Annotated in this window: 23 protein-coding genes; 11 read left to right on the top strand and 12 right to left on the bottom strand. The window is 63.4% G+C overall.

The genetic code is table 11. The features are described from left to right. Window positions 1-95: 95 nt before the first annotated feature. From KCX70_RS15415 to KCX70_RS15405, 3 genes are all read right to left on the bottom strand, one after another. Entirely contained in the window at window positions 96-887 is a 792-nt protein-coding gene (locus KCX70_RS15415; protein ID WP_102852328.1) for an SIR2 family protein, read from the bottom strand. A 12-nt stretch (window positions 888-899) separates the two neighbouring features. After that, on the bottom strand, window positions 900-1,448 hold the full coding sequence (locus tag KCX70_RS15410; RefSeq protein WP_021206548.1) for a non-canonical purine NTP pyrophosphatase: 549 nt from the start codon (window positions 1,446-1,448) through the stop codon (window positions 900-902). A 127-nt stretch (window positions 1,449-1,575) separates the two neighbouring features. Then, window positions 1,576-2,010 (bottom strand): group II truncated hemoglobin, encoded by a 435-nt coding sequence (locus tag KCX70_RS15405; protein WP_212618069.1) that lies wholly within the window; start codon window positions 2,008-2,010, stop codon window positions 1,576-1,578. Between the two features lie 129 nt (window positions 2,011-2,139). Here KCX70_RS15405 and KCX70_RS15400 point away from each other — a divergent pair, with 129 nt between their 5' ends. Continuing rightward, window positions 2,140-2,571: a universal stress protein gene (locus tag KCX70_RS15400; RefSeq protein ID WP_102852326.1), complete on the top strand. Its 432-nt coding sequence runs from the start codon at window positions 2,140-2,142 to the stop codon at window positions 2,569-2,571. Window positions 2,572-2,595: 24 nt separating this feature from the next. Here KCX70_RS15400 and KCX70_RS15395 read toward each other — a convergent pair whose 3' ends face one another. Both KCX70_RS15395 and KCX70_RS15390 read right to left on the bottom strand, forming a co-directional pair. After that, on the bottom strand, window positions 2,596-2,937 hold the full coding sequence (locus KCX70_RS15395) for a YajD family HNH nuclease (RefSeq protein ID WP_212618068.1): 342 nt from the start codon (window positions 2,935-2,937) through the stop codon (window positions 2,596-2,598). A gap of 42 nt (window positions 2,938-2,979) precedes the next feature. Next, window positions 2,980-3,684: a YebC/PmpR family DNA-binding transcriptional regulator gene (locus KCX70_RS15390; RefSeq protein WP_212618067.1), complete on the bottom strand. Its 705-nt coding sequence runs from the start codon at window positions 3,682-3,684 to the stop codon at window positions 2,980-2,982. A gap of 187 nt (window positions 3,685-3,871) precedes the next feature. Here KCX70_RS15390 and KCX70_RS15385 point away from each other — a divergent pair, with 187 nt between their 5' ends. Beyond that, window positions 3,872-4,768 (top strand): EamA family transporter, encoded by an 897-nt coding sequence (locus KCX70_RS15385; RefSeq protein ID WP_212618066.1) that lies wholly within the window; start codon window positions 3,872-3,874, stop codon window positions 4,766-4,768. A gap of 49 nt (window positions 4,769-4,817) precedes the next feature. Here the strand turns inward: KCX70_RS15385 and KCX70_RS23415 are convergent, their stop codons facing one another. The 3 genes from KCX70_RS23415 to KCX70_RS15375 form a co-directional block, all read right to left on the bottom strand. Beyond that, window positions 4,818-4,949, bottom strand: coding sequence for a hypothetical protein (locus tag KCX70_RS23415; RefSeq protein WP_256066495.1), 132 nt, complete (start codon window positions 4,947-4,949; stop codon window positions 4,818-4,820). Window positions 4,950-5,318: 369 nt separating this feature from the next. Further along, a complete protein-coding gene (locus KCX70_RS15380) occupies window positions 5,319-6,011 on the bottom strand; it encodes an MOSC domain-containing protein (protein WP_212618065.1) in 693 nt (230 codons plus the stop codon). Window positions 6,012-6,097: 86 nt separating this feature from the next. After that, complete coding sequence (locus KCX70_RS15375) at window positions 6,098-6,286, bottom strand: hypothetical protein (RefSeq protein ID WP_021206540.1); 189 nt, start codon at window positions 6,284-6,286, stop codon at window positions 6,098-6,100. 122 nt (window positions 6,287-6,408) lie between these two features. Between KCX70_RS15375 and dgt the strand changes: the two genes are divergently transcribed. Both dgt and KCX70_RS15365 read left to right on the top strand, forming a co-directional pair. Beyond that, a complete protein-coding gene (gene dgt, locus KCX70_RS15370) occupies window positions 6,409-7,905 on the top strand; it encodes a dGTPase (protein WP_212618064.1) in 1,497 nt (498 codons plus the stop codon). A 364-nt stretch (window positions 7,906-8,269) separates the two neighbouring features. Then, on the top strand, window positions 8,270-9,478 hold the full coding sequence (locus KCX70_RS15365; protein ID WP_212618063.1) for an ammonium transporter: 1,209 nt from the start codon (window positions 8,270-8,272) through the stop codon (window positions 9,476-9,478). A gap of 55 nt (window positions 9,479-9,533) precedes the next feature. On the opposite strand, the gene KCX70_RS15360 is transcribed toward KCX70_RS15365, so the two are convergent. Then, window positions 9,534-10,187 carry a TetR/AcrR family transcriptional regulator gene (locus KCX70_RS15360; RefSeq protein ID WP_212620359.1) on the bottom strand — a complete coding sequence of 218 codons (654 nt, stop codon included), beginning with the start codon at window positions 10,185-10,187 and terminating at the stop codon, window positions 9,534-9,536. 94 nt (window positions 10,188-10,281) lie between these two features. Between KCX70_RS15360 and KCX70_RS15355 the strand changes: the two genes are divergently transcribed. Together KCX70_RS15355 and KCX70_RS15350 are read left to right on the top strand one after the other, a co-directional pair. Continuing rightward, a complete protein-coding gene (locus tag KCX70_RS15355) occupies window positions 10,282-11,379 on the top strand; it encodes an efflux RND transporter periplasmic adaptor subunit (protein ID WP_249121649.1) in 1,098 nt (365 codons plus the stop codon). Window positions 11,380-11,384: 5 nt separating this feature from the next. After that, on the top strand, window positions 11,385-14,453 hold the full coding sequence (locus tag KCX70_RS15350) for an efflux RND transporter permease subunit (RefSeq protein ID WP_212618062.1): 3,069 nt from the start codon (window positions 11,385-11,387) through the stop codon (window positions 14,451-14,453). Window positions 14,454-14,472: 19 nt separating this feature from the next. On the opposite strand, the gene KCX70_RS15345 is transcribed toward KCX70_RS15350, so the two are convergent. Beyond that, a complete protein-coding gene (locus KCX70_RS15345; RefSeq protein WP_212618061.1) occupies window positions 14,473-15,033 on the bottom strand; it encodes a TetR/AcrR family transcriptional regulator in 561 nt (186 codons plus the stop codon). Between the two features lie 149 nt (window positions 15,034-15,182). Between KCX70_RS15345 and KCX70_RS15340 the strand changes: the two genes are divergently transcribed. The 5 genes from KCX70_RS15340 (at window position 15,183) to KCX70_RS15320 (ending at window position 21,058) form a co-directional block, all read left to right on the top strand. Next, on the top strand, window positions 15,183-15,782 hold the full coding sequence (locus KCX70_RS15340) for a glutathione S-transferase family protein (RefSeq protein ID WP_102852314.1): 600 nt from the start codon (window positions 15,183-15,185) through the stop codon (window positions 15,780-15,782). A gap of 10 nt (window positions 15,783-15,792) precedes the next feature. After that, on the top strand, window positions 15,793-16,140 hold the full coding sequence (locus tag KCX70_RS15335; RefSeq protein WP_212618060.1) for a hypothetical protein: 348 nt from the start codon (window positions 15,793-15,795) through the stop codon (window positions 16,138-16,140). A 12-nt stretch (window positions 16,141-16,152) separates the two neighbouring features. Continuing rightward, on the top strand, window positions 16,153-16,890 hold the full coding sequence (locus KCX70_RS15330) for a Zn-dependent hydrolase (RefSeq protein ID WP_212620357.1): 738 nt from the start codon (window positions 16,153-16,155) through the stop codon (window positions 16,888-16,890). A gap of 141 nt (window positions 16,891-17,031) precedes the next feature. After that, entirely contained in the window at window positions 17,032-20,157 is a 3,126-nt protein-coding gene (locus KCX70_RS15325) for a transglycosylase domain-containing protein (RefSeq protein ID WP_212618059.1), read from the top strand. Between the two features lie 121 nt (window positions 20,158-20,278). Next, window positions 20,279-21,058, top strand: a complete 780-nt coding sequence (locus KCX70_RS15320; RefSeq protein WP_212620356.1) for a PhzF family phenazine biosynthesis protein — start codon at window positions 20,279-20,281, stop codon at window positions 21,056-21,058. A 24-nt stretch (window positions 21,059-21,082) separates the two neighbouring features. Here the strand turns inward: KCX70_RS15320 and nhaA are convergent, their stop codons facing one another. Both nhaA and mapR read right to left on the bottom strand, forming a co-directional pair. After that, on the bottom strand, window positions 21,083-23,110 hold the full coding sequence (gene nhaA, locus KCX70_RS15315) for a Na+/H+ antiporter NhaA (RefSeq protein WP_212618058.1): 2,028 nt from the start codon (window positions 23,108-23,110) through the stop codon (window positions 21,083-21,085). A gap of 66 nt (window positions 23,111-23,176) precedes the next feature. Continuing rightward, window positions 23,177-24,586 carry a GntR family transcriptional regulator MpaR gene (mapR, locus tag KCX70_RS15310; protein WP_212618057.1) on the bottom strand — a complete coding sequence of 470 codons (1,410 nt, stop codon included), beginning with the start codon at window positions 24,584-24,586 and terminating at the stop codon, window positions 23,177-23,179. Window positions 24,587-24,631: the final 45 nt, after the last annotated feature.

Genomic DNA, 24,631 nt, shown 5'->3' with positions numbered 1-24,631 from the left:
TGCCTTGAGCGGCGTCGCACTTCCCGCCTGTTGCGCTCTTCTTTAGTTCCTATGTCGTTTCGTTTGTTTTGCATCGCGCCGTGGTCGGCTGGCGCTCAGCCTTCCACCAGCTCTTTCAGAAAGTTCTGCAAAGCAAGTCCCGGTTCGTCATCTTCGGATGTGATCATTCGTATTCCCCATTGGCTGAGAATCTCTTCCTGCACAGGGTTTGGTTTGTGCGAAAACACGTAGGATATTGGCCGAACACCTAAGGTCTCGTGTTCGTTCCACATCTTCGAGAGTTTGTAGAACAGCAATCGGATGTTGGTATCGGAGAGGCTATAGCCGATAAACAGAACGGCCTTGCTCAGGGTGTCGGCACGCAATTTGATATCGAGCGGCGTTTCGAACTGCAGCCGCTCGTAATAGCTTGTTTCATCCAGCACGATCGATGCGTCGTCGTCGAAGTCGCCATGGAACTTGACGATCTGTCTGACCCCGTCGCGCGCCTTTACCAGATCGCCGGCATTGGCGATCTTGATATAGCTGACGCCGTGAGCGTCATGGGCATTTTCCAACCAGCGGTCGTAGTTGGTTGTGTAAATGGCCGGGAATCGGCCCTGCACAATCAGCCGGTGGATCTCCGAGTCGCGGATTTCGATGTTCTTGTGCCACTCGCGATCCATCCAGCTGCGCAGGGGACCGATATTGCCTTTTTTGATGCGGTAGTACTCGGCGAGCGAAAGGAAGTTTCCGTAGGTGTCGAAGACGTCGGGATCGTAATCGAGCTGCAGGGCGATTTCATCGATCAGGTTGCGCCAGGGTGGCAGCCCGATATTGGCCGATACGCCTGAGCCAACAAAAAGTATCAGGCGGTTGTGCCGGTACGCCTCCAGGAGCTTCTGCATCGAGTACCTCTCTCAGACCGCACGCAGATGAGCGACGAATGCTTCCAGCGCTCGTCGGCGCATGGACAGGTCGTTATGCACGCCGCCCAACTGGGCGAAGGTGCAGGCGTAGCCGTCCGGTATGAAGACGTTGTCCCATTCGAAGCCCTCGTTACCTGCCGGCTCGCGGGAAATCCTGCCGGTCACTTCGCCCTTGAACACGTGCCGCTTGCGTCCGTCGCAGTACCCGATCAGCGTGCGTGCCACCGCTGAGGGATCGTCCAGGTTGCCGATCAGTTCGGAGAAACGCACCGCATGCAGCCGATCCCAGAACGTCTGCGTGAGCCCACCGGGAAAGCCGTTCAGGCTGTTGATGAACAGACCGGAGTGCTCGACGAATACCGGCTTGCCGATCAGCTTGAAGGCATCGAGAAGCTTGTCGTGGATCAGTTGGCCGAGATCTTCGGTTTGCGTTTCGACGATCCGCACCGGAAACGGGATGATCTCGATACCGCTGTGTCCGAGAAATTCAGCGGCATCGCGGATCTTGTGTTCGTTGACCGAAGCGAAGCGGATCTTCATGTCATTACCTGGCGGCGCTGTTCGACATCCGATTAGCGCAGGGCACGCATCGTGACCCTGCACTGGGTATGACGCAGCGGCCGGCTCAGGGTTCGACTATTGCGTTCAGGTCACGATCGCAGGGGGATCAGCGAGACACCGGGCAGCCCGATCGGCCCGCCTGGATGATGCGCTCTGCCGGCACCCGCAGCTGCGTCAGCAGGTAGCTGGCGAACGCTGGTGTGTAAGGTTGCCGGTCGATGGCGCGAGCCATGCACTCGAGCCAGGCGTCGCGCTCGGCTTCTGCGATCGTCCAGCGGGTATGGAACTGCGGGATGCTGATGCTGCCGTACCGTTCTGCGTAACGACGCGGCCCGCCTAGCCAGCCACAGAGAAATGCCGCCAGCCGCGCACGGGGTTCATCCAGCTGCGCCGGGTAGAGGCGCCGCACACAGGCGGCGCTTTCGGTCTCGTCCATGATTCGATAGAAGTCGGCAACCAGCCGCTCGATGCCGGCTTCACCGCCGGCGGCCTGATAGGAAGCGTCACCGACGCCGAACGGAACTGGGTGCAATGGTTGCATGGCTGTGCCTTGGTTCGCAGTGAAATAGCCGTGGCGCGGAATTGATCCAGGGCAATAGAACGGATCCTGGCACACCGGCTTGGAAGGGCGTTGGTCTATGCTGTATTCAACAGTCGATGGAGGCCCGCAATGCGCAATATTCTTCTAGCTTATGACGGTTCGGACAACGCCAAACGAGCCCTTCAGTACATCATCGATTTTGCCGCCGAAGCGCCGAAACCGCCTCAGGTGCACGTGCTCAATGTGCAGCAAGAGCCCGTACTCTATGGCGAATTCGTCACCTCGGACACGGTCGAGGAACTGAACAGGAGCTTTCTCGAAAAATCCAAACGCACCCTGGCAGAAGCCGCTACGGCGTTGCAGACGGCCGGCATTGCGCACGAGACCCACGCCATCCTGGGCAACGTGGCCCAGCAGGTGAACGATGCGGTTCAGCGCCTGGGTTGCGACACCGTGGTAATGGGCACCCGCGGCATGGGCAGTTTTAGCGGCATGCTGATGGGGTCGGTCGCCAACCGTGTCGTGCACGAGGTCTCGGTACCGGTACTGCTGGTGAAGTAACCGGTACCGCCTCGCCGGCCTGGGTCAGTCCTGCTTGCCCTTGAGCAGGTCACTCAGGTTGGCGAAGGCCTTGAAGGTTTCTTTGGGACCCAGATCGCTGCCAGGCTTGGCTTCGGCATAGTACTGGTTGTCGGTATAGCGCGCGTGTTCGTTATCGTGGCAATACAGGCACAGCAGCTCCCAATTGGAGCCGTCTTCCGGGTTGTTATCGTGGTTGTGGTCCTTGTGATGGACCGTCAGCTCGCTCAACCGCTTGCCCGAGAACTCCCGGGCACAGCGCCCGCAGACCCAGGGGTACATCTTCAACGCCTTTTCGCGATAGCCCTGCTCGCGCTGGGCGTAGGGCGTGTTCGGTTTGTTGCTCATCGGCTTGCCTCGTTCTGACTCGCTTACGCGACAGTTGGACTGTCAGCCAGCCAGGCCGACATAGACATTCTGCACGTCGTCGTGGGCGTCGATAGCTGCAAGAAACGCCTCGACTTCCTCGAGTTGCGCCTCGGTCAGGGTGGTGACCGGGTTCTTCGGACGATAGCCCAGTTGCGCCGACTGCACGGCAAACCCCTGTTCAGGCAGGGCACGGCAGACCGTGTCCAGGTCCGTCACGTCACTGATGAACAGTGTCGCGCCGTCCTCGGCCGGCTCGAAGTCCTGTGCGCCGGCTTCGATAGCGGCCAGTTCGGGGTCGGCATCAGCGGCGGTTGGCGACGCTTCGATCAGGCCACAGTGATCGAAGTCCCAGGCCACCGAGCCGGATGCGCCGAGCTGGCCCTTGCGGAACAGCATCCGTATCTCTGCCACGGTGCGGTTGACGTTATCGGTCAGGCACTCGACGATCAGCGGCACCTGGTGCGGCGCGAAACCCTCGTAGGTGGTGCGCTCGTAGTTGACGCTCTCACCCAGCAGACCGGCGCCTTTCTTGATGGCGCGCTCCAGGGTCTCGCGAGGCATCGAGGCCTTCTTGGCCTGTTCAACCACCAGCCGCAGGCGAGGGTTCATGTCCGGGTCGGCGCCACTGCGAGCGGCGATCATGATTTCCTTCGACAGCTTGCCGAAGGTGCGTCCCTTCGCGTTGGCAGCCGCTTCCTTATGTTTCGCTTTCCACTGTGCGCCCATGGTTACTCTCGTGTCGGATGCGGGATTGGGTGTGTCCACCGTTGGATGTCGATTCTAGCCGTTGCTGCTGCTACAGGCACGGCCTGAGCGAGTGGTCGACTGTATGGCCTATTTGCCCGCTCGCTGTATGTGTGCGGCAACGCCGGGTGCGGGCTTTAATGGCTTCTTTGCCTGCGGAGAAACAGCCATGTCGCCAAAGGACCTGTTGCTGGCCTTGGTCGTGATCATTGTCTGGGGCATGAACTTCGTCGTCATCAAGGTGGGGCTGGACGATATCCCGCCCATGCTGCTGGGCTGCCTGCGCTTCCTGCTTGCGGCGTTTCCCGCCATTTTCTTCATCAAGCGCCCGCAACTGCCGCTGCGCTGGTTGCTGGCCTATGGCACGACCATCTCGCTGGGGCAGTTCGCGTTCCTGTTCTCCGCGATGAAGGCCGGCATGCCGGCCGGGCTGGCTTCGCTGGTGCTGCAATCCCAGGCGTTTTTCACCCTGTTCTTCGCAGCGCTGCTGCTCGGTGAGCGATTGCGGGCGACCAATCTGATCGGACTGTTGATTGCAGCCGGCGGACTGTTGCTGATTGGTCTGCAGGGCGATCGCAGCATGACGCTGGCCGGCTTCGTGCTGACCATTTGCGCGGCGTCGATGTGGGCGCTGGGCAACATTGTCACGCGCAAGGTCGGCAAGGTGAATCTGGTTGGGCTGGTTGTGTGGGGCAGCCTGATTCCGCCGATTCCGTTCTTCGTTCTGTCCTGGCTGCTGGAAGGGCCGCAGCTGATCGCAAGTGCGCTACAGGGAATTGGTCTGAACTCGATCTTGGTGCTGGTGTACCTGGCGTTCGGGGCGACCATCCTTGGCTACGGATTGTGGAGCCGACTGCTGTCGCGCTACCCAGCCAATACCGTGGCGCCGTTCTCGCTGCTGGTGCCGGTTGTCGGGCTGACCTCGGCTGCGTTGTTGCTGGACGAGCATCTGGGCCTGTTGCAGGCCATCGGGGCGCTGCTGGTGATGCTGGGACTGATCGTCAACGTGGGCGGGGGCTGGCTGGCCGGTCGCTTGCGTACAGCATTCGGTGGCTCACCGGCGTGACGGCAAAAACGCCCCGCACGGGGCGGGGCATTGGCGATTCACGACAGACTCAGCGAGCAGCGTGGGTGCCCAGCAGAGAGGTCGTTCCGTTGGCTTTATCCCGTTTGGCCGCACGCTTTTCCTGTGCGGTCTTCAGCGGCTTCTTTTTCACGTTCTTCTTTGTATCCATACTCTTGCTCATGATGACGCCTCGCGGTGAGTGGCTGAGTTGTGCCTCCCTGCGGTGGTCTGCTGTGTGGCTGCGGTACCTCGCTGAGCGTGGATGATCGGAGTCTGGATGATCGGGATTGCGATGAGTCGAGACTACGCCTCATTGGCAGGGTTGGATAGCGACGCTTTTGCGGCGCGGCGCCCCCGGTAATGCGCCTGATCAGCACGCGCGGCTCATTACCCAGGCAAGCCAACTCGGCGCTGCCGGTTGCGTTTTTATGGGCGGCTCCGGCTGACCGCTCGGTAACCTTGCGCGCATTGATCACGCTGCTATCGGCTGCTTCGACGGCCGAACTCAATTGCCTCCGCGCACTGGCACTGCCATCTGGCGCGATACCGGTCAGAACAATGATTGCTGATCCAGCTGACGGCGCCTCGAGTCCAGGCGCTGGCGGAAGCGTTTGCGATATTCCAGCGCCAGCGGCTCGAGCTCGACGAGCTGGGCCAGCCCGCTGTCGGCAGTCGTTTCGTCGATGAAGCTGCGCCAGACATGCGCGACGCTGACGGACGGATGTGGACGGTCGACCAGGCAGAGCGGGGCAGCGATGGCGACCTCGCCGGGTTCCAGGGTGCGGTAAAGCCAGCCGGTCCTGCCGCTCCTGGCCAGCTGACGTGCCAGACCGCGGGCATCATGGCGACGATCGAGATTGATGCATGGCGAACGCGGCTGGCTCACCTCGATCAATGCTTCGCCCCAGCGAAAGCGGTCGCCGATACACACCTGATGCTCGCGAAGACCTTCGGTTGAGAGGTTCTCGCCGAGCGCGCCGGGGCCGATCTGCAGGTGCGGATAGAGGCTGCGCCAATGCCTGTAGTGTTCAGCCGGGTAGTGGCAGAGGCTGCGATCCGGCCCGCCATGAAAGCGTCGATCCGCCACCCGGTCACCGCGCAGACCTTCTTTATCGAGCCAGACAGGCCGCTGCGCCAGCCGCTTGTCGATGCCGGTGGATTTCTCTGTGCCGGGCAGGCGTGACAGTTGCTCGCGCAGAAAAGGCCCCTCAACCGGCCATTGCCTGTTCGTTTCTTCATGCATCTGCTGCGCTCCCCATGGGCCGGACAAATCGGCTCGATGACCTGCGTCGGCACGCCGGCGTTCGACTGCCGAGACGTGCCGAGCGGTCAATCTTCGTTGAGGCGGGCCAACTCGCGGCGAACCATCGCGGCGTATTCCGGCGGGCTGAGTCGATAAAGCTCGGCGGCCACCCAGTCCAGCCAGCGCGATCCCAGTGCCGGCCGTTGTGCAAGCAAGCGCTGCGCATCGGCAGTCGCTCGTTCGGCATGTCTCTGGTGAAATTCTGTCCGGTTCATATGGCTTCGCTCGTGGCTGGGTCGAGAATTCTAAACGACCGGGCTCGACGTGCGTCCTGCGGTCTTGGTAAAGCCGGCGGGCCGCGCTAGGCTCGCGGTACTTTCACCAGCGAGAGCGTTACATGCCCCGGCCAGTCAATTTCAAGGACAAGATTTCCCGCCAGCGGCGCCATGGTCGTGCGGAGCCGGGGTCGAAGGCATCCGAGGGTGACCTGGCGCTGGTCATCGATCAATTCGAAAGCGATCGCGGCCGCATTATCAACTCGGCCGCGGTGCGTCGCTTGCAACAGAAGACGCAGGTGTTCCCGCTGGAGCGCAATGCCGCGGTTCGTAGCCGCCTGACGCATTCTCTGGAGGTGCAGCAAACCGGGCGCTTCATCGTCCGCACGCTGTACAAGCAGCTCGGCGCCAGGGCCAGCGAATTCGGGCTCGACGGGCTGGAGGGCGCGCTGGAAAGCCTGGTGGAAATGACCTGCTTGATGCACGACATCGGCAACCCGCCATTCGGCCATTTTGGTGAATTCGCCATTGGGGAATGGTTCGGCGACAACCTGGAGTCGTTGTTCGAGGTTGCCGTACCGGTTGGGCAGGGCGATGCGGCGCTACGCCAGCGCATGCTCGCCGATCTCAAGCAGTTCGAAGGCAATGCCCAGGCGATTCGGCTGGTGGTCAGCCTGTTGCGACTGAACCTGACCTATACCCAGACGGCCGGCCTGCTCAAGTATGTCCGTGCGGCCTATGCGGCAAAGCCCGTCAAGGGGACGCCGGGTGCTTATCTGTATAAGAAGCCGGGTTTCTATCTGTCTGAGGAGCCTTTCATCAACGATCTGCGAGCCGCGCTGGACCTGCAGCCCGGCACCCGTCATCCGGTCGCCTACATCATGGAAGCAGCAGATGACATCGCCTATTGTCTGGCCGACATCGAGGATTCGGTAGAGAAGGGCATCTTCACCATCGAGCAACTGTCGCAACTGCTGCTGGCCAAGTTCGCCGAGCATGGCTCGCCGGAGGAGCCGATCGCGGCTACCGGTCGCAGCTTCCGCAGCATGGTGGCCTATGCCGAATCGCGTGCGCAGAAGGAGCCGATCAACAAGGTCGGCGAGTTCTTCATCTGGCTGCGGGTGAACCTGGTCCACCCACTGGTGCAGCACGCGGCCCAGCAGTTCATCGAGAACATCGAGGCGGTGTACCACGGCACCCTGGATCGGGCGTTGCTCGAAGATGCAAGCCTGTGCAATGCCATCGTCCAGACGTTCAAGGACGTTGCGATGGATCGGGTCTTCTGCCATCGCGAGGTGGAGACGCTGCAGTTGCAGGGTTATCGCATTCTCAAGGGCCTGCTCGATGCCTATGCACCCTTGCTGCGTGTGGCCCCGGCCACTTTCCAGGCGCTGACCGAGGGCAGGTGTCGCAGCGAACCCTACCTGCAGATGCTGGCCCGGCGGTTACCCAGCCAGTTGATCAAGGCCTACGACGAGGCGATGAAAGCGCATGCCGAAGACGCACCCGACTGGCCGCTTTGGGAGTTCTATTACCGCTGCCGGTTGCTGCTCGACTTCGTCAGCAGCATGACCGATCAACTGGCGCAGGACGAGTACCGCATCCTTTCCGCCCTGTAGCCCCCGTTCGGCCTAGCTCGGCCTCTCGTTCTCGCGTGGCAGCGCCCATTGGCCACTGCGCACCCTCGGCGCTGCCTGCGCCAACTTGGCTCACGGATGCCGTTTCGCTGGTACAAACCTTGCAGCCGTCTGGTGCGCTGGTGCTGGCCTTGCCCTCGAATAGGGCGTCGGCTGGGCATAGGTACCGCTGGGTGGTTGCGCTAAGCCAATGAAACAGAAGGCAATCGCAGATACGGGCGACGAGCTTGCACTACCACCCGCGTTGAACGGTGGCGAACCTCGAGCCGGGTCGTGACACATCATGGTGCGCGTATCTGGTGAGGCTGGCCGTTTTGGTGCGTTTCACTCGGCAGGAAAGCAGTCAATGGAAAATCCGAGTAGTGCGGTAGAAGTATTGGTGCATGGTGCCAACACGCTGTTCCTCCTGATGGGCGCGGTGATGGTGCTGGCGATGCACGCGGGGTTCGCCTTTCTCGAAGTCGGTACGGTACGCCTGAAGAACCAGGTCAACGCGCTGTCGAAGATCATTGCTGACTTCGCCGTGTCGACACTGGCGTACTTTTTCATCGGCTACTGGGTCGCCTACGGGGTGACCTTCATGCATCCGGCCGACCAGTTGGTCGTCGAGAACGGCTACTCGCTGGTGAAATTCTTCTTTTTGCTGACCTTTGCCGCGGCGATACCCGCAATCATCTCGGGAGGGATCGCCGAGCGCGCGCGTTTCGGCCCTCAGCTGTGCGCGACGCTGCTGATCGTTGCCTTCGTTTATCCGTTCTTCGAAGGCCTGATGTGGAACGGCAATTTCGGTCTGCAAGCCTGGCTGCAAACACGTTTCGGTGCCCTGTTCCATGACTTCGCCGGATCGGTGGTGGTGCATGGCATGGGTGGGTGGCTGGCGCTTGGCGCGGTCACGCTGCTGGGGCGGCGCAACGGCCGCTACCGCGACGGAAGGGTGGTGGCATTCGCGCCTTCGAACATTCCGTTTCTGGCGTTGGGGTCGTGGATCCTGATCGTCGGCTGGTTCGGCTTCAACGTCATGAGCGCCCAGACGCTCGAGGGCGTCAGCGGGCTGGTGGCGATCAACTCCCTGATGGCCATGGTGGGCGGTACGGCCGCGGCCTGGGTCGTCGGGCGCAACGATCCGGGCTTTCTGCACAACGGACCGTTGGCGGGGTTGGTGGCGGTGTGTGCCGGCTCCGACGTGATGCATCCGGTTGGTGCTCTGGTGACCGGCGTGATGGCTGGCGCCCTGTTTGTCTGGACTTTCACCGCGGCGCAGAACAAGTGGAAGATCGACGATGTGCTCGGGGTGTGGCCATTGCACGGCCTCTGTGGTGTCTGGGGCGGCCTGGCTTGTGGCATCTTCGGTCAGCAGGCAGCGGGCGGTCTTGGCGGCGTCAGCCTGTTCAGCCAGCTGGTTGGCTCGGCGCTTGGCGTGCTCATTGCCCTGGCGGGAGGATTGCTGGTTTACGGCCTGCTCAAGGGGAGCGTAGGCATCCGGCTGAGCCAGGAAGATGAGTTCAACGGGGCGGATCTCTCCATCCACCGGATCGGTGCGCTGAGCAACGACTGAACCACTTGCTGCAGACGCGCGTCGTGAGGCCAGCGGCGGGCGTCGTCAGCTATCTTCAGGTCGCAGTGGTTTTGCCAGGGCCGTAGGCGCGCATAAACAGGTCGATGCAGTCCTTCACATGGCGGTCCGCCTCCTCGGAGCTTGGCGGCTCCGCACATCCGATCAGCAAACGAAAATGCGCAGCACCCTTGATCAGCGAACAGAAATGCTCTGCTGCACGCATTGGCTCGTTTGCGCGCAGCATGCCGCGCTGGTTGGCCTGGATCAGTAGACGTTCCAGGTCCAGCAGCAAGCGCTGCGGGCCGGCCTCGAAAAACATCCGTGACAATGCCGGATTCTGCGTTGCCATAGCCACCATGACGCGATGCAGCCCAACGGACTCCGGGCTGTTGACCAGCGCCTGGAAGGCTTGACCGATATTCAACAGCACCTCGCTGATCGCGCTGCCATCCTCGATCACGAACAGCTTGCGAGGCAGGCGTGTTTCGCAGGTGCTTTTCACTGCCTCGCCAAAGAGCGCCTCCTTGTCCTTGAAGTGGCTGTACAAGGTGAGTTTGGAGACGCCGGCTTGCGCGGCGATGGCGTCCATGCTGCTGCCTTCGTAGCCGTTGCTGAGGAACAGGATCTGTGCGGCCGCCAGGATCGCCTCGCGCTTTGCGGGGTCCTTCGGGCGGCCCGGACCAGAGGGTACGGTGGGGATGGCTGTCATGTGCGCTTTTAATACTAGACTGGTGAGTTCGGTATTTTTACTATACCGCGCAGTATAAGTATTAGAACCCACGTATGACAGAGAGAGATCCGACGTGATCCGACGTGCCTTGCCCTTCCTCGGTGCCATTGGTTTCGCCCTGCTAGCCGGTTGTGGCGATAGCGAACCTGAGCAACTCTCGACGCGTCCGGTAATGGTGGTTCAGCCCCAACCGGCAGGCGAGGCCTTCGAAAGCTATCCGGGCGAGGTGCACGCTCGCTACGAGCCCGAGCTGGCCTTCCGGATCGCAGGCAAGGTTGCCGAGCGGCTGGTCGAAACCGGTGATCGCGTGCGCAAGGACCAACCGCTTGCACGGCTCGATCCGCAGGACGTGCGGCTACGACTCGAAGGCATCCGCGCCCAGGTTGCCGCCGCCGAGGCCAATCTGCGCGTCGCCCGTGCCGAACATCAGCGCTACAAGACGCTGATGGACCGGCAACTGGTCAGCCGGTCGCAGTTCGATGCGTCAGAAAACGCCTACCGCTCCGCCCAGGCGCGCTTGCAACAGGCACGCTCCGAGTTCGATGTGGCGCGCAATCAGGTCGACTACGCCGTTCTTCGGGCGCCCAGCGATGGCGTCATCGCTCAGCGTCGGATCGAGGTCGGCCAGGTCGTCGCCGCCGGGCAAACGGCATTTGTGCTGGCGGCTGACGGCGAGCGTGAGGTGGCGATCAACCTGCCGGAGCAGGCGCTGGATCGTCACTCGGTGGGTCAGAAGGTATCGGTGGAAATCTGGTCGCAGCCGGGCAAGCAGTACCCAGGGCAGATTCGCGAGTTGTCGCCGGCAGCTGACCAGCAATCGCGTACCTACTCGGCACGTGTCGCCTTCGATGACGCGCAAGTGCCCGCAGAACTGGGGCAGAGCGCCTTGGTGTCGATTCGTCGCAACGGCGAGGTGCCGTTGGCCGTGCCGCTTTCGGCGGTGACCGCCGAGCGCGGCGAGGCCTTCGTCTGGCGGGTGAAGCCGGACGCTACACTGGAGCGGGTCAATGTCGAGACTGGGCCTTTCGGTGAAACCTGGGTGCCCATTCTCAGCGGCTTGCAGGCCGATGACTGGGTAGTGCTGGCCGGCGTGCAGATGCTTCACGAAAACCAACCGGTGAGGGCCATCGATCGAGACAACCGTCCGGTCGTCCTGGCGGCGCAGGAGTAATCGCTATGCGCTTCAATCTCTCCGCCTGGGCGCTGGGCAACCGGCAGATCGTCCTCTACCTGATGCTACTGATGGCTGTCGTTGGCGCGCTGTCGTACAGCAAGCTCGGCCAGAGCGAGGACCCGCCGTTCACGTTCAAGGCCATGGTGATCCAGACCCAGTGGCCCGGCGCCACGGCCGAGGAAGTTTCCCGGCAGGTCACCGAGCGCATCGAGAAGAAACTGATGGAAACCGGCGAGTACGAGCGCATCGTTTCCTTCTCGCGGCCAGGCGAGTCCAACGTGACCTTCATGGCACGCGACTCGCTGCATTCGGAGCAGATACCCGACCTCTGGTATCAGATCCGCAAGAAGATCGGCGACATCCGTCATACCTTGCCTGCGGACATTCAGGGCCCGTTCTTCAACGACGAATTCGGCACTACCTTCGGCAATATCTACGCGCTGACCGGCCAGGGCTTCGACTACGCGATACTCAAGGACTACGCCGACCGTATTCAGCTGCAACTGCAGCGGGTGAAGAATGTCGGCAAGGTCGAGCTGATAGGCCTGCAGGACGAAAAGATCTGGATCGAGCTTTCCAACGTCAAGCTGGCGGGGCTGGGCCTGCCGCTGGAAGCGGTTCGGCAGGCGCTGGAGGCGCAGAACGCCGTCATGTCCGCCGGTTTCGTGGAAACGCCAAGCGATCGCGTTCGGCTGCGGGTGACCGGCAGCTTCGAGACGGTCAAGGAAATCCGCGATTTCCCGATTCGGGTGGCCGGCAGCACGTTCCGCATCGGCGACGTGGCGGAAGTCTATCGCGGCTTCAACGATCCACCGGCGCCGCGCATGCGCTTCATGGGCGAACCGGCGATTGGGCTGGCCGTGTCGATGAAGGCCGGGGGCGACATCCTGATGCTGGGAGAGTCGCTGCAAAGCGAGTTCTCCCGGCTGCAACAGGAGTTGCCGGCCGGCATGGAGCTGCGCAAGGTTTCCGACCAGCCGGCCGCTGTGAAGACCAGCGTCGGTGAGTTCGTGCGGGTGCTGGTCGAGGCGTTGGCGATCGTGTTGCTGGTGAGCTTCTTCTCGCTCGGCGTGCGTACCGGCCTGGTTGTCGCGCTGTCGATTCCGCTGGTGCTGGCGATGACCTTCGCGACCATGCATTACCTCGATATCGGCCTGCACAAAATCTCGCTGGGCGCGCTGGTGCTGGCGCTCGGGCTGATGGTGGACGACGCGATCATCGCGGTGGAGATGATGGCGATCAAGATGGAGCAAGGCTTCGACCGGCTCAAGGCGGCCAGCTATGCCTGGACCAGTACGGCGTTCCCGATGCTCACCGGCACCCTGATTACCGCGGCCGGGTTTCTGCCGATCGCGACCGCGCAGTCGAGTACCGGCGAATACACGCGCTCGATCTTTCAGGTAGTGACCATTGCCCTGATCGCCTCGTGGATCGCGGCGGTGATGTTCGTCCCGCTGCTGGGCGAGAAGTTGCTGCCGGATCTTGCCAAGCGCCATGCGCTGAAACATGGCGGCAACGAGCAGGGCCACGATCCTTACTCGACGCCTTTCTATCAGCGGGTTCGGCGCGTGATTCGCTGGTGCGTACGCCGACGCAAGACGGTGATCGTGCTGACGTTGCTGGCGTTCGTCGGCGCGGTCGGGCTGTTCCGCATTGTTCCGCAGCAGTTCTTTCCGGCCTCCGGCCGCCTTGAGCTGATGGTGGACCTGAAACTGACGGAGGGTGCGTCGCTCAAGGCCACCGAAGCCGAGGTGCACCGCCTCGAAGACATGCTCAAGGCGCGCGCGGGCATCGACAACTACGTCGCCTACGTTGGCAGTGGCTCGCCACGCTTCTACCTGCCACTGGATCAGCAGTTGCCGGCCACCAGCTTTGCCCAGATCGTGGTACTGGCTGACAGTATCGAGCAGCGCGAAGCGCTGCGTAGCTGGTTGATCGAGCGGTTGCGAGAGGATTTCCCGACGCTGCGAGGCCGCGTCAGCCGGCTCGAAAACGGACCGCCGGTGGGTTATCCGGTGCAGTTCCGGGTAACGGGCGAGCACATCGATATCGTGCGCAAGCTGGCCCGTGAGGTCGCGGCAAAGGTGCGCGAAAACCCGTACGTGGCCAACGTGCACCTGGACTGGCAGGAGCCGAGCAAGGTCGTCTGGCTGAATGTGGACCAGGACCGTGCACGGGCGCTGGGTGTGAGCACGGTGGAGCTGTCCAACTTCCTCAGGCGCACCTTTACCGGGGTCACCGCCGGTCAGTTCCGTGAGGACAATGAGCTGATCGAGATCCTGCTGCGCGGCACCTCGCGTGAACGTGAGACGCTGTCGATGTTGCCGAGTCTGGCGATTCCTACGGCCAGCGGGCGCAGCGTGCCGCTGTCTCAGGTCGCCACCCTCGAGTATGGCTTCGAGGAAGGTGTGATCTGGCACCGCAATCGCCTGCCGACGGTGACCGTGCGGGCCGATATATATGGCGATGAACAACCCGCCTCGCTGGTGAAGCAGATCGAGCCGACGCTTGCGGATATCCGCAGCGCGCTGCCCGGTGGCTATCTGCTGGAAGTGGGGGGAACGGTCGAAGACTCCAGCCGCGGCCAGGCCTCGGTGAACGCCGGCATGCCGCTATTCGTCATCGTCGTGGTCAGCTTGCTGATGCTTCAGCTCAAGAGCTTCTCACGTTCGGCGATGGTTTTTCTCACCGCTCCGCTGGGGCTGATCGGCGTTGCGCTGTTCCTGCTGTTGCTCGGCAAGCCGTTCGGTTTCGTCGCCATGCTCGGCACCATCGCGTTGTCCGGGATGATCATGCGAAATTCGGTGATTCTGGTGGATCAGATCGAGCAGGATATCGCTGCCGGACAGGATCGCTTCAATGCCATCATCGACGCCACGGTCCGCCGTTTCCGGCCCATCGTGCTCACGGCCCTGGCTTCGGTGCTGGCGATGATTCCGCTGTCGCGCAGCGTCTTCTTCGGGCCGATGGCGGTGGCCATCATGGGTGGGCTGATAGTTGCCACGGCGCTTACGCTGCTGTTCCTGCCGGCGCTCTATGCCGCCTGGTTCCGGGTCAAGGAAGCGCGCTGACGTGGTATGCCGCCGGCGCCTAGACGCCGGCGGCTTGTAACAATTGCTCGGCTGCCGCTTTGGCCAGCAACGCCTGATCGCCAGGCCCTTCGATGTGCGCCATGCTCAGCGCGCCCTCGATGAGAAATTGCAGCTGCCGTGCCAGCTGCTCCGGCTGCGCTACATCGAGCGCTTCCAGCAGCTCGCGTAGATGCGTCTGGAATTGCTCCTTGTACGCGGCCGAGCGCTGATGGATCGGATGGTCGCGGTCATGGTATTCGGCCGCGGCATTGATGAACAGGCAACCGCAGAACGCGTTCGGGCTGTGAATCATCTCGTTCAAGCCGTCGAAGATCCCCAGCAATGCCTTGCGGGGCGGCAGCTTTTCGCGCGCTGCGCGCAATTTTGCCAGCATCGGCTGTTGACGGGCATCCAGCACGGCGAGAATCAGCTCTTCCTTCGATTTGAAGTGCTTGTACAGCGTCATCTTGGCCACGCCGGATTCGCTGAGAATCCGATCGATGCCAGTGGCGTGGTAGCCCTCTGTGTAGAACAGCCGCTCGGCAGTCCCGAGTAGCAGGTCGCGCTTGTTCGTAGCCATGTAGTTCTCCTTCGACGGCCATTATGCGGGAGCGATTTCGTTCCCTCCAATCGCGTCTCGGCGAAAGTGGTGCTTGAAGTGTACAGACAGGTCTGTCTATTATCTAGGCGTGCCTCGGTACACCCACCCATCTTTCACGGAGCGACACGATGAAACTCTACGACCTGACCCTTTCCGGCAACTGCTACAAGGCGCGCCTGTTTCTCGGCCTGATCGGCCAGCCGGTCGAACTGGTCCCGGTAGATCTGCTGAAAGGCGAGCACAAGCAGCCGCCGTTTCTCAGCCTCAACCCGCGCGGACAAGTGCCGGTCCTGGAGGATGGAGATATCCGGGTGGCGGACTCGCAAGCCATCCTCGTCTACCTGGCGCGGCGCTACGCCGATGAGGCCTGGTTTCCGCTCGATGCCATCACCCAGGCGAGTGTGGTTGGCTGGCTGAGCTTCGCCGCCAACGAAATGCATCATGGTCCGGCCACGGCGCGCGTAGCGCGCTTGTTCGGCCGGCCGATCGACGAAGCGCTGACATCGAGCCGAGCGCTGGCCGCGATGCAATTGCTCGAGCAGCGCCTGGCCGAACACACCTGGCTGGCCGGAACGTCCACTCCGACGATTGCCGACATCGCGGTGTACCCCTACGCGGGATTGGCCGGCGAAGGCGGTATCGACCTGGCACGGTACCCAGCTGTACGCGCGTGGTGCTCGCGCATCCGCGAACTGCCCGGTTACCTCGCCATGCCTGGCCTGGAATAGGAGGCCACCCATGAGCAGCCCCTTGCATGCCGGCGAGCAGTGCCTTCAAAGCCGCGCCGGCGCCCGCGGCACGGCGAAGCAGATCGGCACTCACATGATCCGCGCGTTCATGCCCGAGCAACATTGCGAGGCTTTTGCACCGTTGCCGGCATTGCTGGTCGCTGTGGCGGACGGTGAGGGGCAGCGGCATGCATCGATGTTCGGCAGCCCGGTCCGTGAAGCCCGCTGCGGGCTGCTGTTCGCTGGTTTCGCCAGCGGTGACCTGCTTCAAAAGGCGCCGGACGAGCTGATCGGGCCGGAGCAATACGCTACTTCGGGTACGACTCCGTCACCGTTCCAGCCTGGAACAGGAGTGTGAATCATGCGTCGCATGAGTTTGATCGGGTTGTTGCTCAGTATGCTGGTGGCAAGCGCGCAGGCGGCGGAGCTGCGTTTCAGTCTGGTTCGTACGGGACAGACCGAATCCAGCGGCGAGTTCGCTTGGCGCGATGGAGACTGGGTCGAGCCGCCCACGGTCAACCATATCGCGGTGCTGATCGAGCACCGAGGCAGCCGGCTGCTGTTCGGTACCGGGCTGGGGCGCCGGATCGATGCGCAGCTGGATAGCGAAATCCCCTGGCGAACGAAGCGCTACACAGCCGTGCGGCCGGCGCGCGATCAACTGAGCGATGACCTGGGCATCGACCGAGTAGTGCTGGGGTGTGCCCGTTGGGAGTATGCCTCCGGATTGGTGGATTTTGCCGATCTGCCGGTACTGGCCAGCCAGGAGAGCATTGACTACGCCAATACGGCTAAGCCGCCGGCTGTCCTGCCGGTGCAGTTCGCCCATGGCGTCAAATGGCAACCGCTGCGCTTCGAACGCCGCCCGTTTTACGGTTTCGAGGAGAGCCTTGACCTGTTTGGCGACGGCCGGATGGTGATGGTAAAACTGCCGGGGCACGGTGCGCTGGGGTTGTTTCTGAGGCTGGACGATGGACGCCGTTTCTTCTTCCGAGGGGACGCCGCGGATGCCGCACGAAACCCACCGCCGCTGCCGGTCGACGTGCTGCAAATGCAGGACAGTCGACTGCAGTCACGGCTCGGCTTCTACCCGCGCTGGATCGAGTGAGCTAGACGGTCGCGGCGCATTTGGCAGGGCGCTGCCGAACGGCGTATCGAGCCTCTCCGTTCGTCCGTTCGGGCAGGCTTAACGAAGTGCCACCCGCTAAGCTTAAGCCTGTGATTTCCCAAGGAAGCCAGGCCAGAAAAGATGGGCGCAGTATGGCAGACCGATTCATCCCGGGCGGGTGACAGCAAACGCGTGTCCCCCTCCAGCAAACCCGGTAGACCACCCACACACGGTAGCCGTCTGGCGCGCCGCATGGGCGTGTTGCTGAGTGTTTCTCTACTGGCCGGCGGTGGTTATGCCGCCTGGCATGAGATGCACACCTCCAAGCTGCAGGCGCTATGGCTGAGCCGCTACGCGCAGAAGCTCGATTTCCAGCTCGAGACCGGTGCCAGTAGCAGCATTCAGTTCCCCGAAGCCGGGCCCTTCGACCGCCGACTGGGCTACGCCGCCTTGCCGACCTTCATCGAGCGGCTGACCGAGCGTGGGTTCGATATCCAGCAGCAAGTACGATTCTCACCGGCGCTGCAGCGTTACGTCAGCCACGGCTTTTTCGTGCCCTACCCGGAGAAGTCCCAGGCCGGCCTGACCATCGACGATTGCCGTGGGGAACCGCTATACGCCAACAGTTATCCGCACCAGTACTACGAGTCGTTCGATGACGTTCCGCCGATCATCGCGATGAGCCTGCTGTTCATCGAAGACCGCGGCTTGCTCAACGCCGACCGCCCCGGCGCCAACCCGGCGGTGGATTGGCCGCGTTTCACCATGGCCGCGATCAGCCAGGTGGAGAAACAGCTGGGGCTACCGGTGCAGGCTGCCGGCGGCAGCACGCTGGCGACTCAGGTGGAGAAGTACCGGCACTCTCCAGAGGGCCGCACGGGAAGTGCCGAAGAGAAGATCCGGCAGATGGTGTCAGCGAGCGTGCGTACTTATCGTGAGGGCCGCCAGACACTGACAACGCGCAAGCGGATCGTGCGGGACTACCTCAACAGCGTGCCGCTGTCGGCTGCGTACGGCCATGGCGAAGTGCACGGAATCGCCGACGGCCTGCGCCTGTGGTTCGGCGCCGACTTCGCCGAGGTCAACCGCGCGCTCGACACCCGGCGCAACGCCGACGTCCCGTACGAGGCGCAGGGGCTGGCGTTGCGCCAGGTACTTTCGCTGCTGATCGCCCAACGTCGGCCGTCCTACTACCTGGGCGCGGGGCGCGCCGACATGGCCGAGTTGACCGACAGCCATATCCGCCTGCTGGCCAACGGTGGTGTGATCGGCACGCGGCTGCGCAACGCGGCACTGCAACAGAAGGTGACATTCCGCGATCTGCGCAGCGAGCCGGGGATTCGTGAGGTGCCGTCGAGCAAGGGCATCACCGCGGCGCGCATGCGTCTGAGCAGTTTGCTCGGCGTCTCGTTGTACCAGCTCGACCGGCTCGATCTGGCGGCCACCACGCCGTTACATGGCGAGCTGCAATCCCAGGTCACCGAGTACCTGCATCGTCTGGCTGAGCCGGACTTTGCCGGCCAGGTCGGGTTGTTCGGCGAGCGCATGCTGTCGCCCGAGCGCACTGGCGACGTGCGCTACAGCTTCACGCTGTTCGAGCGTGGCGAGCAGGGGTTCCGCGTGCGGGTACAGACCGACAACACCAACCAGCCCTTCGATATCAACGAAGGCAGCAAGCTGGAGCTGGGCTCCACCGCCAAACTGCGCGTGCTGACCACCTATCTGGAGATCATCGCCGAACTGCACGATCGCTACGCGCAGAGCGATGTCGCCACGCTGCGCAAGGCCGAGGCGGTCGACCCGCTGACGCGCTGGGCGTTGGGCTACCTGATCCAGCATGACGATCGCAATCTTCCGGACATGCTCGACGCGGCGTTGGAACGGCGCTATTCGGCGAACCCCAACGAGCGCTTCTTCACGGGTGCCGGCATGCACCATTTCGGCAATTTTCGCCATCAGGACGATGGCCGCCTGCCGACCATGCGCGAGGCCTTGCAGGAGTCGATCAACCTGCCGTTCGTGAGGCTGATGCGCGACCTGGTGAGTTACAGCACCTACCAGACCTCCAACGGCGCCGAGTTGCTGAAAAGCGATGACAACCCCGAGCGCCGCGAATACCTGCGGCGGTTTGCCGATCGCGAAGGATCGGTGTTCATTCAGCGGTTCTGGAAGAAATACCGCGGCAAGAGTGCCGATGAACGTATCGAAGCGTTGCTGGACGGCATGCGACCGACGCCGCGGCGGTTGGCCGCCGTGCATCGCTATTTGGTGCCGGAGGCCGATCGCGCCACGTTCGACCGCTTTCTGACCACGCGCCTGACCGGCAGCGATCTCAGCGAAAAGGACCTCGACGCGCTCTACACGCGCTACTCGCCGGGCAGCTACAGTCTGCCCGACCAGGGCTACATCGCCCGCGTTCACCCGCTGGATCTCTGGCTGCTGGGCTATCTGATCAAGCACCCGGACGCCGGTATCTCCGAGGTGATCGACGCGAGCACCGCCGAACGCCAGGAAGTTTACGGCTGGCTGTTCCGCAGCCGGTACAAGAGTGCCCGCGACAGCCGTATTCGCATCATGCTCGAAGTCGAGGCCTTCACCGATATTCATAGACGATGGCAGCGCCTGGGTTATCCCTTCGATCACCTGGTGCCGTCGCTGGCCACCGCGTTGGGCAGTTCGGGAGATCGTCCTGCGGCCTTGGCAGAACTGATGGGCATCATCGTCAATGATGGTATTCGCCTGCCCAGCGTGCGCATCGACAGCCTGCATTTCGCCAATGCCACACCCTATGAGACGCGCTTGGGGATCCGGCCTGACGCCGGTGTTCGGGTGCTGCATCCGGAGGTGGCCGCCGCGTTGCGCGAGGCGCTGGCCACGGTAGTGGAAGGCGGTACGGCGCGTCGTCTGAACGGCAGCTTCCTGCAGGCCAGCGGCGAGCCGCTGAAGGTCGGCGGCAAGACCGGAACCGGCGACAACCGTATCCAGACCGTGGGCGCCGGGGGGCGGCTGATCAGCTCGCTGGCGCTGAACCGGACCGCCACGTTCGTCTTCTACCTCGGGCCGAACCACTTCGGCACCCTGACCGCTTATGTGCCGGGGCAGGGGGCCGACAGCTTCCGCTTCACTTCGGCGCTGCCGGTGCAGGTACTCAAGGGCATGGCGCCGATACTGCAGCCTTATCTATTGAGTGGTGCGCAGACGCTGTGCCAGCCGGGTACGGAGCCTAACCAGCCGAGATTGACCGCGAGCGCCGCCTCCAAGCGCTGAAGGCGCCCGTTACTGCAACAGGCCAGGCAGTTGCCGACTGCCTGGCGCTCAGCGAAACTGCTCGCTCCGTGCGCCGACAACAGGCGCCATGAACGCGAGGCGGTGCGGCATGCAGCTGGCTATCTATCAGATCGATGCGTTCACCCGTGAGCGATTCCAGGGCAATTCCGCCGCGGTAGTGCCGCTCGAGCACTGGCTGAGCGATGCGCAGATGCAGGCGATCGCCATGGAGAACAACCTCTCGGAAACTGCCTTCGTGCTTCGTGAGCCGGACGGCGTTTTTCGTATCCGCTGGTTTTCACCGCTGACCGAAATCGACTTCTGCGGTCATGCGACCCTGGCGAGCGCCTTCGTATTGCTCGAACAGGGGCTGGCCACTGCGCCGCTGACCTTTCGAGCCGCGGCAGTAGGGGATATTCCAGTCGTGCAGCTCGATGATGGCCGTCTGGAAATGGACTTCCCCAATCGAGCCCCTGAGCCCGTCGACAGCCCGCCGGCCGCGTTGCTGGAAGGCCTGGGCGCTGAGCCGTATCAGGTGCTGAGGAGCCCCCAGGCCTGGTTTGCCGTGTTCGAGGATGAAGCGCAGGTCCGCTCGCTGACGCCCGACCTGGCGCTGTTCAAGACGCTCGCGCCGCTGGACGTGGTGGTCACCGCGCCGGGCCGCCAGCATGACTTCGTCTCGCGCTACTTCTGGCCAGCCAACGGCGGCGACGAGGATCCGGTGACCGGCTCCATTCACGCCGGACTCGCGCCGTACTGGGCCGAGCGCCTGGGGCGGACGTCGCTGGTCGCGCTGCAGGCCTCGCGCCGCAGCGGCGAGCTTTACTGCCGTATCGAAGGTACGCGCGTGTACGTCTCCGGCCATGCGGTGCGCTATCTGCGGGGCACGATCGACTGCTAGCACCGACCCATTGTCACCGGCGGCCTATGCCTGCGCCTCGCCGCGCTCATCGTGCGGCGTACGCCCGTCGCCATCCTCGTCGTCCCGTTCCGCAACGCCCGCTGCCGGCGCGCTACGCAGCATGAACCAGCCGATGCAGCCTGCCAGTACAGAAGCCACGATGGCACTGGCCTTGGCCAGGGCCAGATCGCCTTCGTCATTGAAGGCTGCGGTGGCGACGAAGATCGACATGGTGAAACCGATCCCGCACAGGGCCGAACCGCCGGCCAGCTGACGCCAGCTGAAGCCTTTCGGTGGGCTGGCGAGTTTCACCTTTGTCGCCAGCCAGGCGCCCAGGGTGATGCCCAGCGGCTTGCCCACCACCAGCCCGAGGATGATGCCGAGCCCCAGCGGGTGGTAGACGCGCAGCGCTTCGCCCGTCAGTTCGACGCCGGCATTGGCCAGTGCGAACAGTGGCAGGATCAGGTACGAGCTCCAGGGCTGCATCCCGCGCTCGAGCCGCTGCGCCGGCGAGAGCAGGCGTTCGAGGACGGTTTCCAGTGTGCTGACGGTGCGCTCGTAGTGCTGGTTTCTTGCTTCGTTGCCGCTGGCCGGAGCCTCCAGGTTGGAGAAGGCACTGACGGTCTGACCGAACAGCCCTGAGGTACTCGGCGATGGCCGGGACGGGATCGCCAGAGCGAGCAACACACCGGCAGTAGTCGTATGCAGGCCGGACACCAGAATGGCCACCCACATCGCCACGCCCACCAGCGCGTAGGGCAACGGGCGATAGATGCGCACGCGGTTGAAGATCACCAGCAGCGCGAACAGCGCGGCCGCCGCAGCCAGGGCAGGCGGAGAGATGTGCTCGGTATAGAACAGCGCGAGCACAAGGATGGCGCCAACGTCATCGGCAATGGCCAGCGCGGCGACGAACACGGTGAGGGCGATAGGCGCCTTGCGGCCGAGCATTGTAAGCAGCGCCAGTGCGAACGCCGTGTCGGTCGCCACCGGCACGCCCCAGCCGCTGCTGGCCGAACCTGACGAATTGAGCGCGAAATAGATCGCCGCCGGCACGGCCATGCCGCCGATGGCCGCGGCCACGGGCAGGGCGGCCCGCCGTGGGTCGGCCAGGTCGCCGAACAGCACCTCGCGCTTGATCTCCAGGCCGACCACGAAAAAGAAAATCACGATCAGACCGTCGTTGATCCACTCATGCAGGCTCAGGGCGAAGCGTCGCTCGCCCAGGTTGATGCCCAGTTCGGTCGACCAGAAGGCCTCGTAGCCGCCGAAGACATTGGCCCAGAGCATCGCCACGACGACTGCGACCAGCATCATCAGCCCGGTGGAAATCGACAGCCCGGCAAAGGCGCGCGCCAGTAGATGCAGCTTGAGCCCCAGCGGGCGCTCTACCGCTTCCATCACCGAATCGTTATCCCAGGGCCCGTCGTAGCGGCGGCCATTGACGTAGAAGGTCGGGGTCGCATCAGCGGCGCTGTCCTGAGCGGCCTTGATGTCGGCGTCTACGCGATCGCTAACGCTCTGGCTGTCGAGGTCACGCTCGAACCGGTCGCGGGCGAGCCCCAGCGCCTCGACGGCTTCCAGCAGTCCCGCCCGGTCGAGCCGGTCCTGGTGTTCGAACAGGTAGTTGTGCATGGGCCAGAACGCGCCCTGCAGCGCCGCCGCCTCGGCGGCCTGGGCCGCGAGCCGGGCGTCGGGGTGCAGTTTGTCGTTGGGGAAGTGACGAAACACGTAGCGCATCTGGCTGCCGAGGCGCTCGTCGCGCATGCGCCGGATGCCTTCATGGGCGCGACGGCAGTAGCGGCACTGGTAGTCGCCGTACTCGAGCAGCGTCACGCTGGCGTCGGGTGGCCCGTCGATGTGGTCACGCTGCAGATCGACCGGCGGCTGCAGCGTCTCGCCGCTCACCGCCATGGGTGGAGCATCGGCTGGCGGTAGATGGGCGATACGGTAGGCGTCTGAACGTTGGGTGTGTGCCTGGGCATCCGGGGCCTCCTGGACGGTTGATCGGCAGGGCACGCGCAACCGGGCCGGACGCGGCCAGCGAGCCATTGCTAAATGCTGACCGTCAGTTGGCGCCGCGCGTTCCAGTCGCCGTGTCCCTGGGCGGTGAATGTCTCAGAAGGAGCGGAGCATCCGGCCAAGCAAAGCCATCGCTGCTTCGCTGCGCGCGTTCCACGGATAGCCGTGGTTAAGCCGCGCGCAGTTTCCGAAGCGCCGCGTTGCCGAGAAGATCGGCCCGGGTGCGAGGCTGATGCCCTGGGCGAGGGCCAGTTGCAGCAGCTTGAGCGAGTCCACTTGCTCGGGGAATTCGAACCACAGGAAATAGCCCCCGTTGGGGCGGGTCACCCGAGTGCTCGCCGGAAAGTGCCGGGCGGCAGCGGCGAGCATTTCGCTCTGTTGACGCTCCAGGGCATGGCGCAGTTTGCGCAGATGTCGGTCGTAGCCGCCGTTTTGCAGGTAGTCGGCAATGGCGGCCTGGGCCGGTAGCGAAGGAGATAAAGTGGTCATCAGCTTGAGCCGGCTGATGCGCTCGGAATAGCGCCCCCCGGCTACCCAGCCGATCCGGTAGCCCGGCGCCAGGCTCTTGGAGAACGAGCCGCAGTGCATCACCAGCCCGTCGCGGTCGTAGCTTTTGACCGGTTTGGGCGGCTCGCGGGTGAAGTAGAGCTCGGCGTAGACGTCGTCTTCGATCAGCGGCACCTGGTGGTGTCGCAGCAGGTCGTAAAGGGCCTGCTTGCTGGCTTCGGTCATGCTTGCGCCGAGCGGATTCTGCAGGCTGCTCATGAACCAGCAGGCCTTGATCGGCAGGTTGGCCAGGCTGCTGGCCAGACTGCCCAGGTCGATGCCGTCGCGCGGATGCACCGGGATTTCGACGGCTTTGAGCTTTAGCCTTTCGAGCACCTGCAGCGTGGCGTAGAAGGCGGGCGCTTCGATGGCCACCAGATCGCCGGGCTCGGTGACGACCTGCAGGCACAGGTTCAGCGCCTCCATGGCGCCGGTGGTAATCACCAGCTCCTCCATTGGCAGCATCACACCACCGAGCATGTAGCGCAGGGCGATTTGCCTGCATAGCGCCGGGTTGCCGCTGGTCATGTCGGCGACCACATCGCTCGCCTGCATGTCGCGCACGGTTTGCGCCATCGAGCGCGCCAGGCGCTGCAGGGGAAACAGGTCCGGACTGGGAAAGGCCGAGCCGAAGGGCACGGTATCCGGGTCGCGCAGCGAGGCCAGTACCGAGAACACCAGTTCGCTGACGGCCACGTCCGTAGTCTCGCTCAGGCGCGGGCTGATTTCCGGCTCGGGCAGCGGACGCTTGGCGTGTTCGCGGACGAAATAGCCCGAGCGCGCTCGCGCCTGGATCAGGCCGCGATCCTCCAGCTGGTAATACGCCTGAAACACGGTGGCGGGGCTGATGCCGTAGGTGCGGCTGGCGTGGCGCACCGAAGGCACACGTTCGCCCGGCGCCAGCAGACCACTGCGGATCAGCTCGGCGATCTCTTCGGCAAATCTCTCGTAGCGTTTCATCGTAGCGGGTGGACCCTACGGCGCTGCTGGCCGGCCATGGCGATG

This window comes from Stutzerimonas stutzeri (assembly GCF_018138085.1).
Taxonomy (GTDB): Bacteria; Pseudomonadota; Gammaproteobacteria; order Pseudomonadales; family Pseudomonadaceae; genus Stutzerimonas; species Stutzerimonas stutzeri_AI.
The sequence above is the reverse complement of the archived record's forward strand: the minus strand, read 5'-3'. Positions and strand labels throughout refer to the sequence as shown.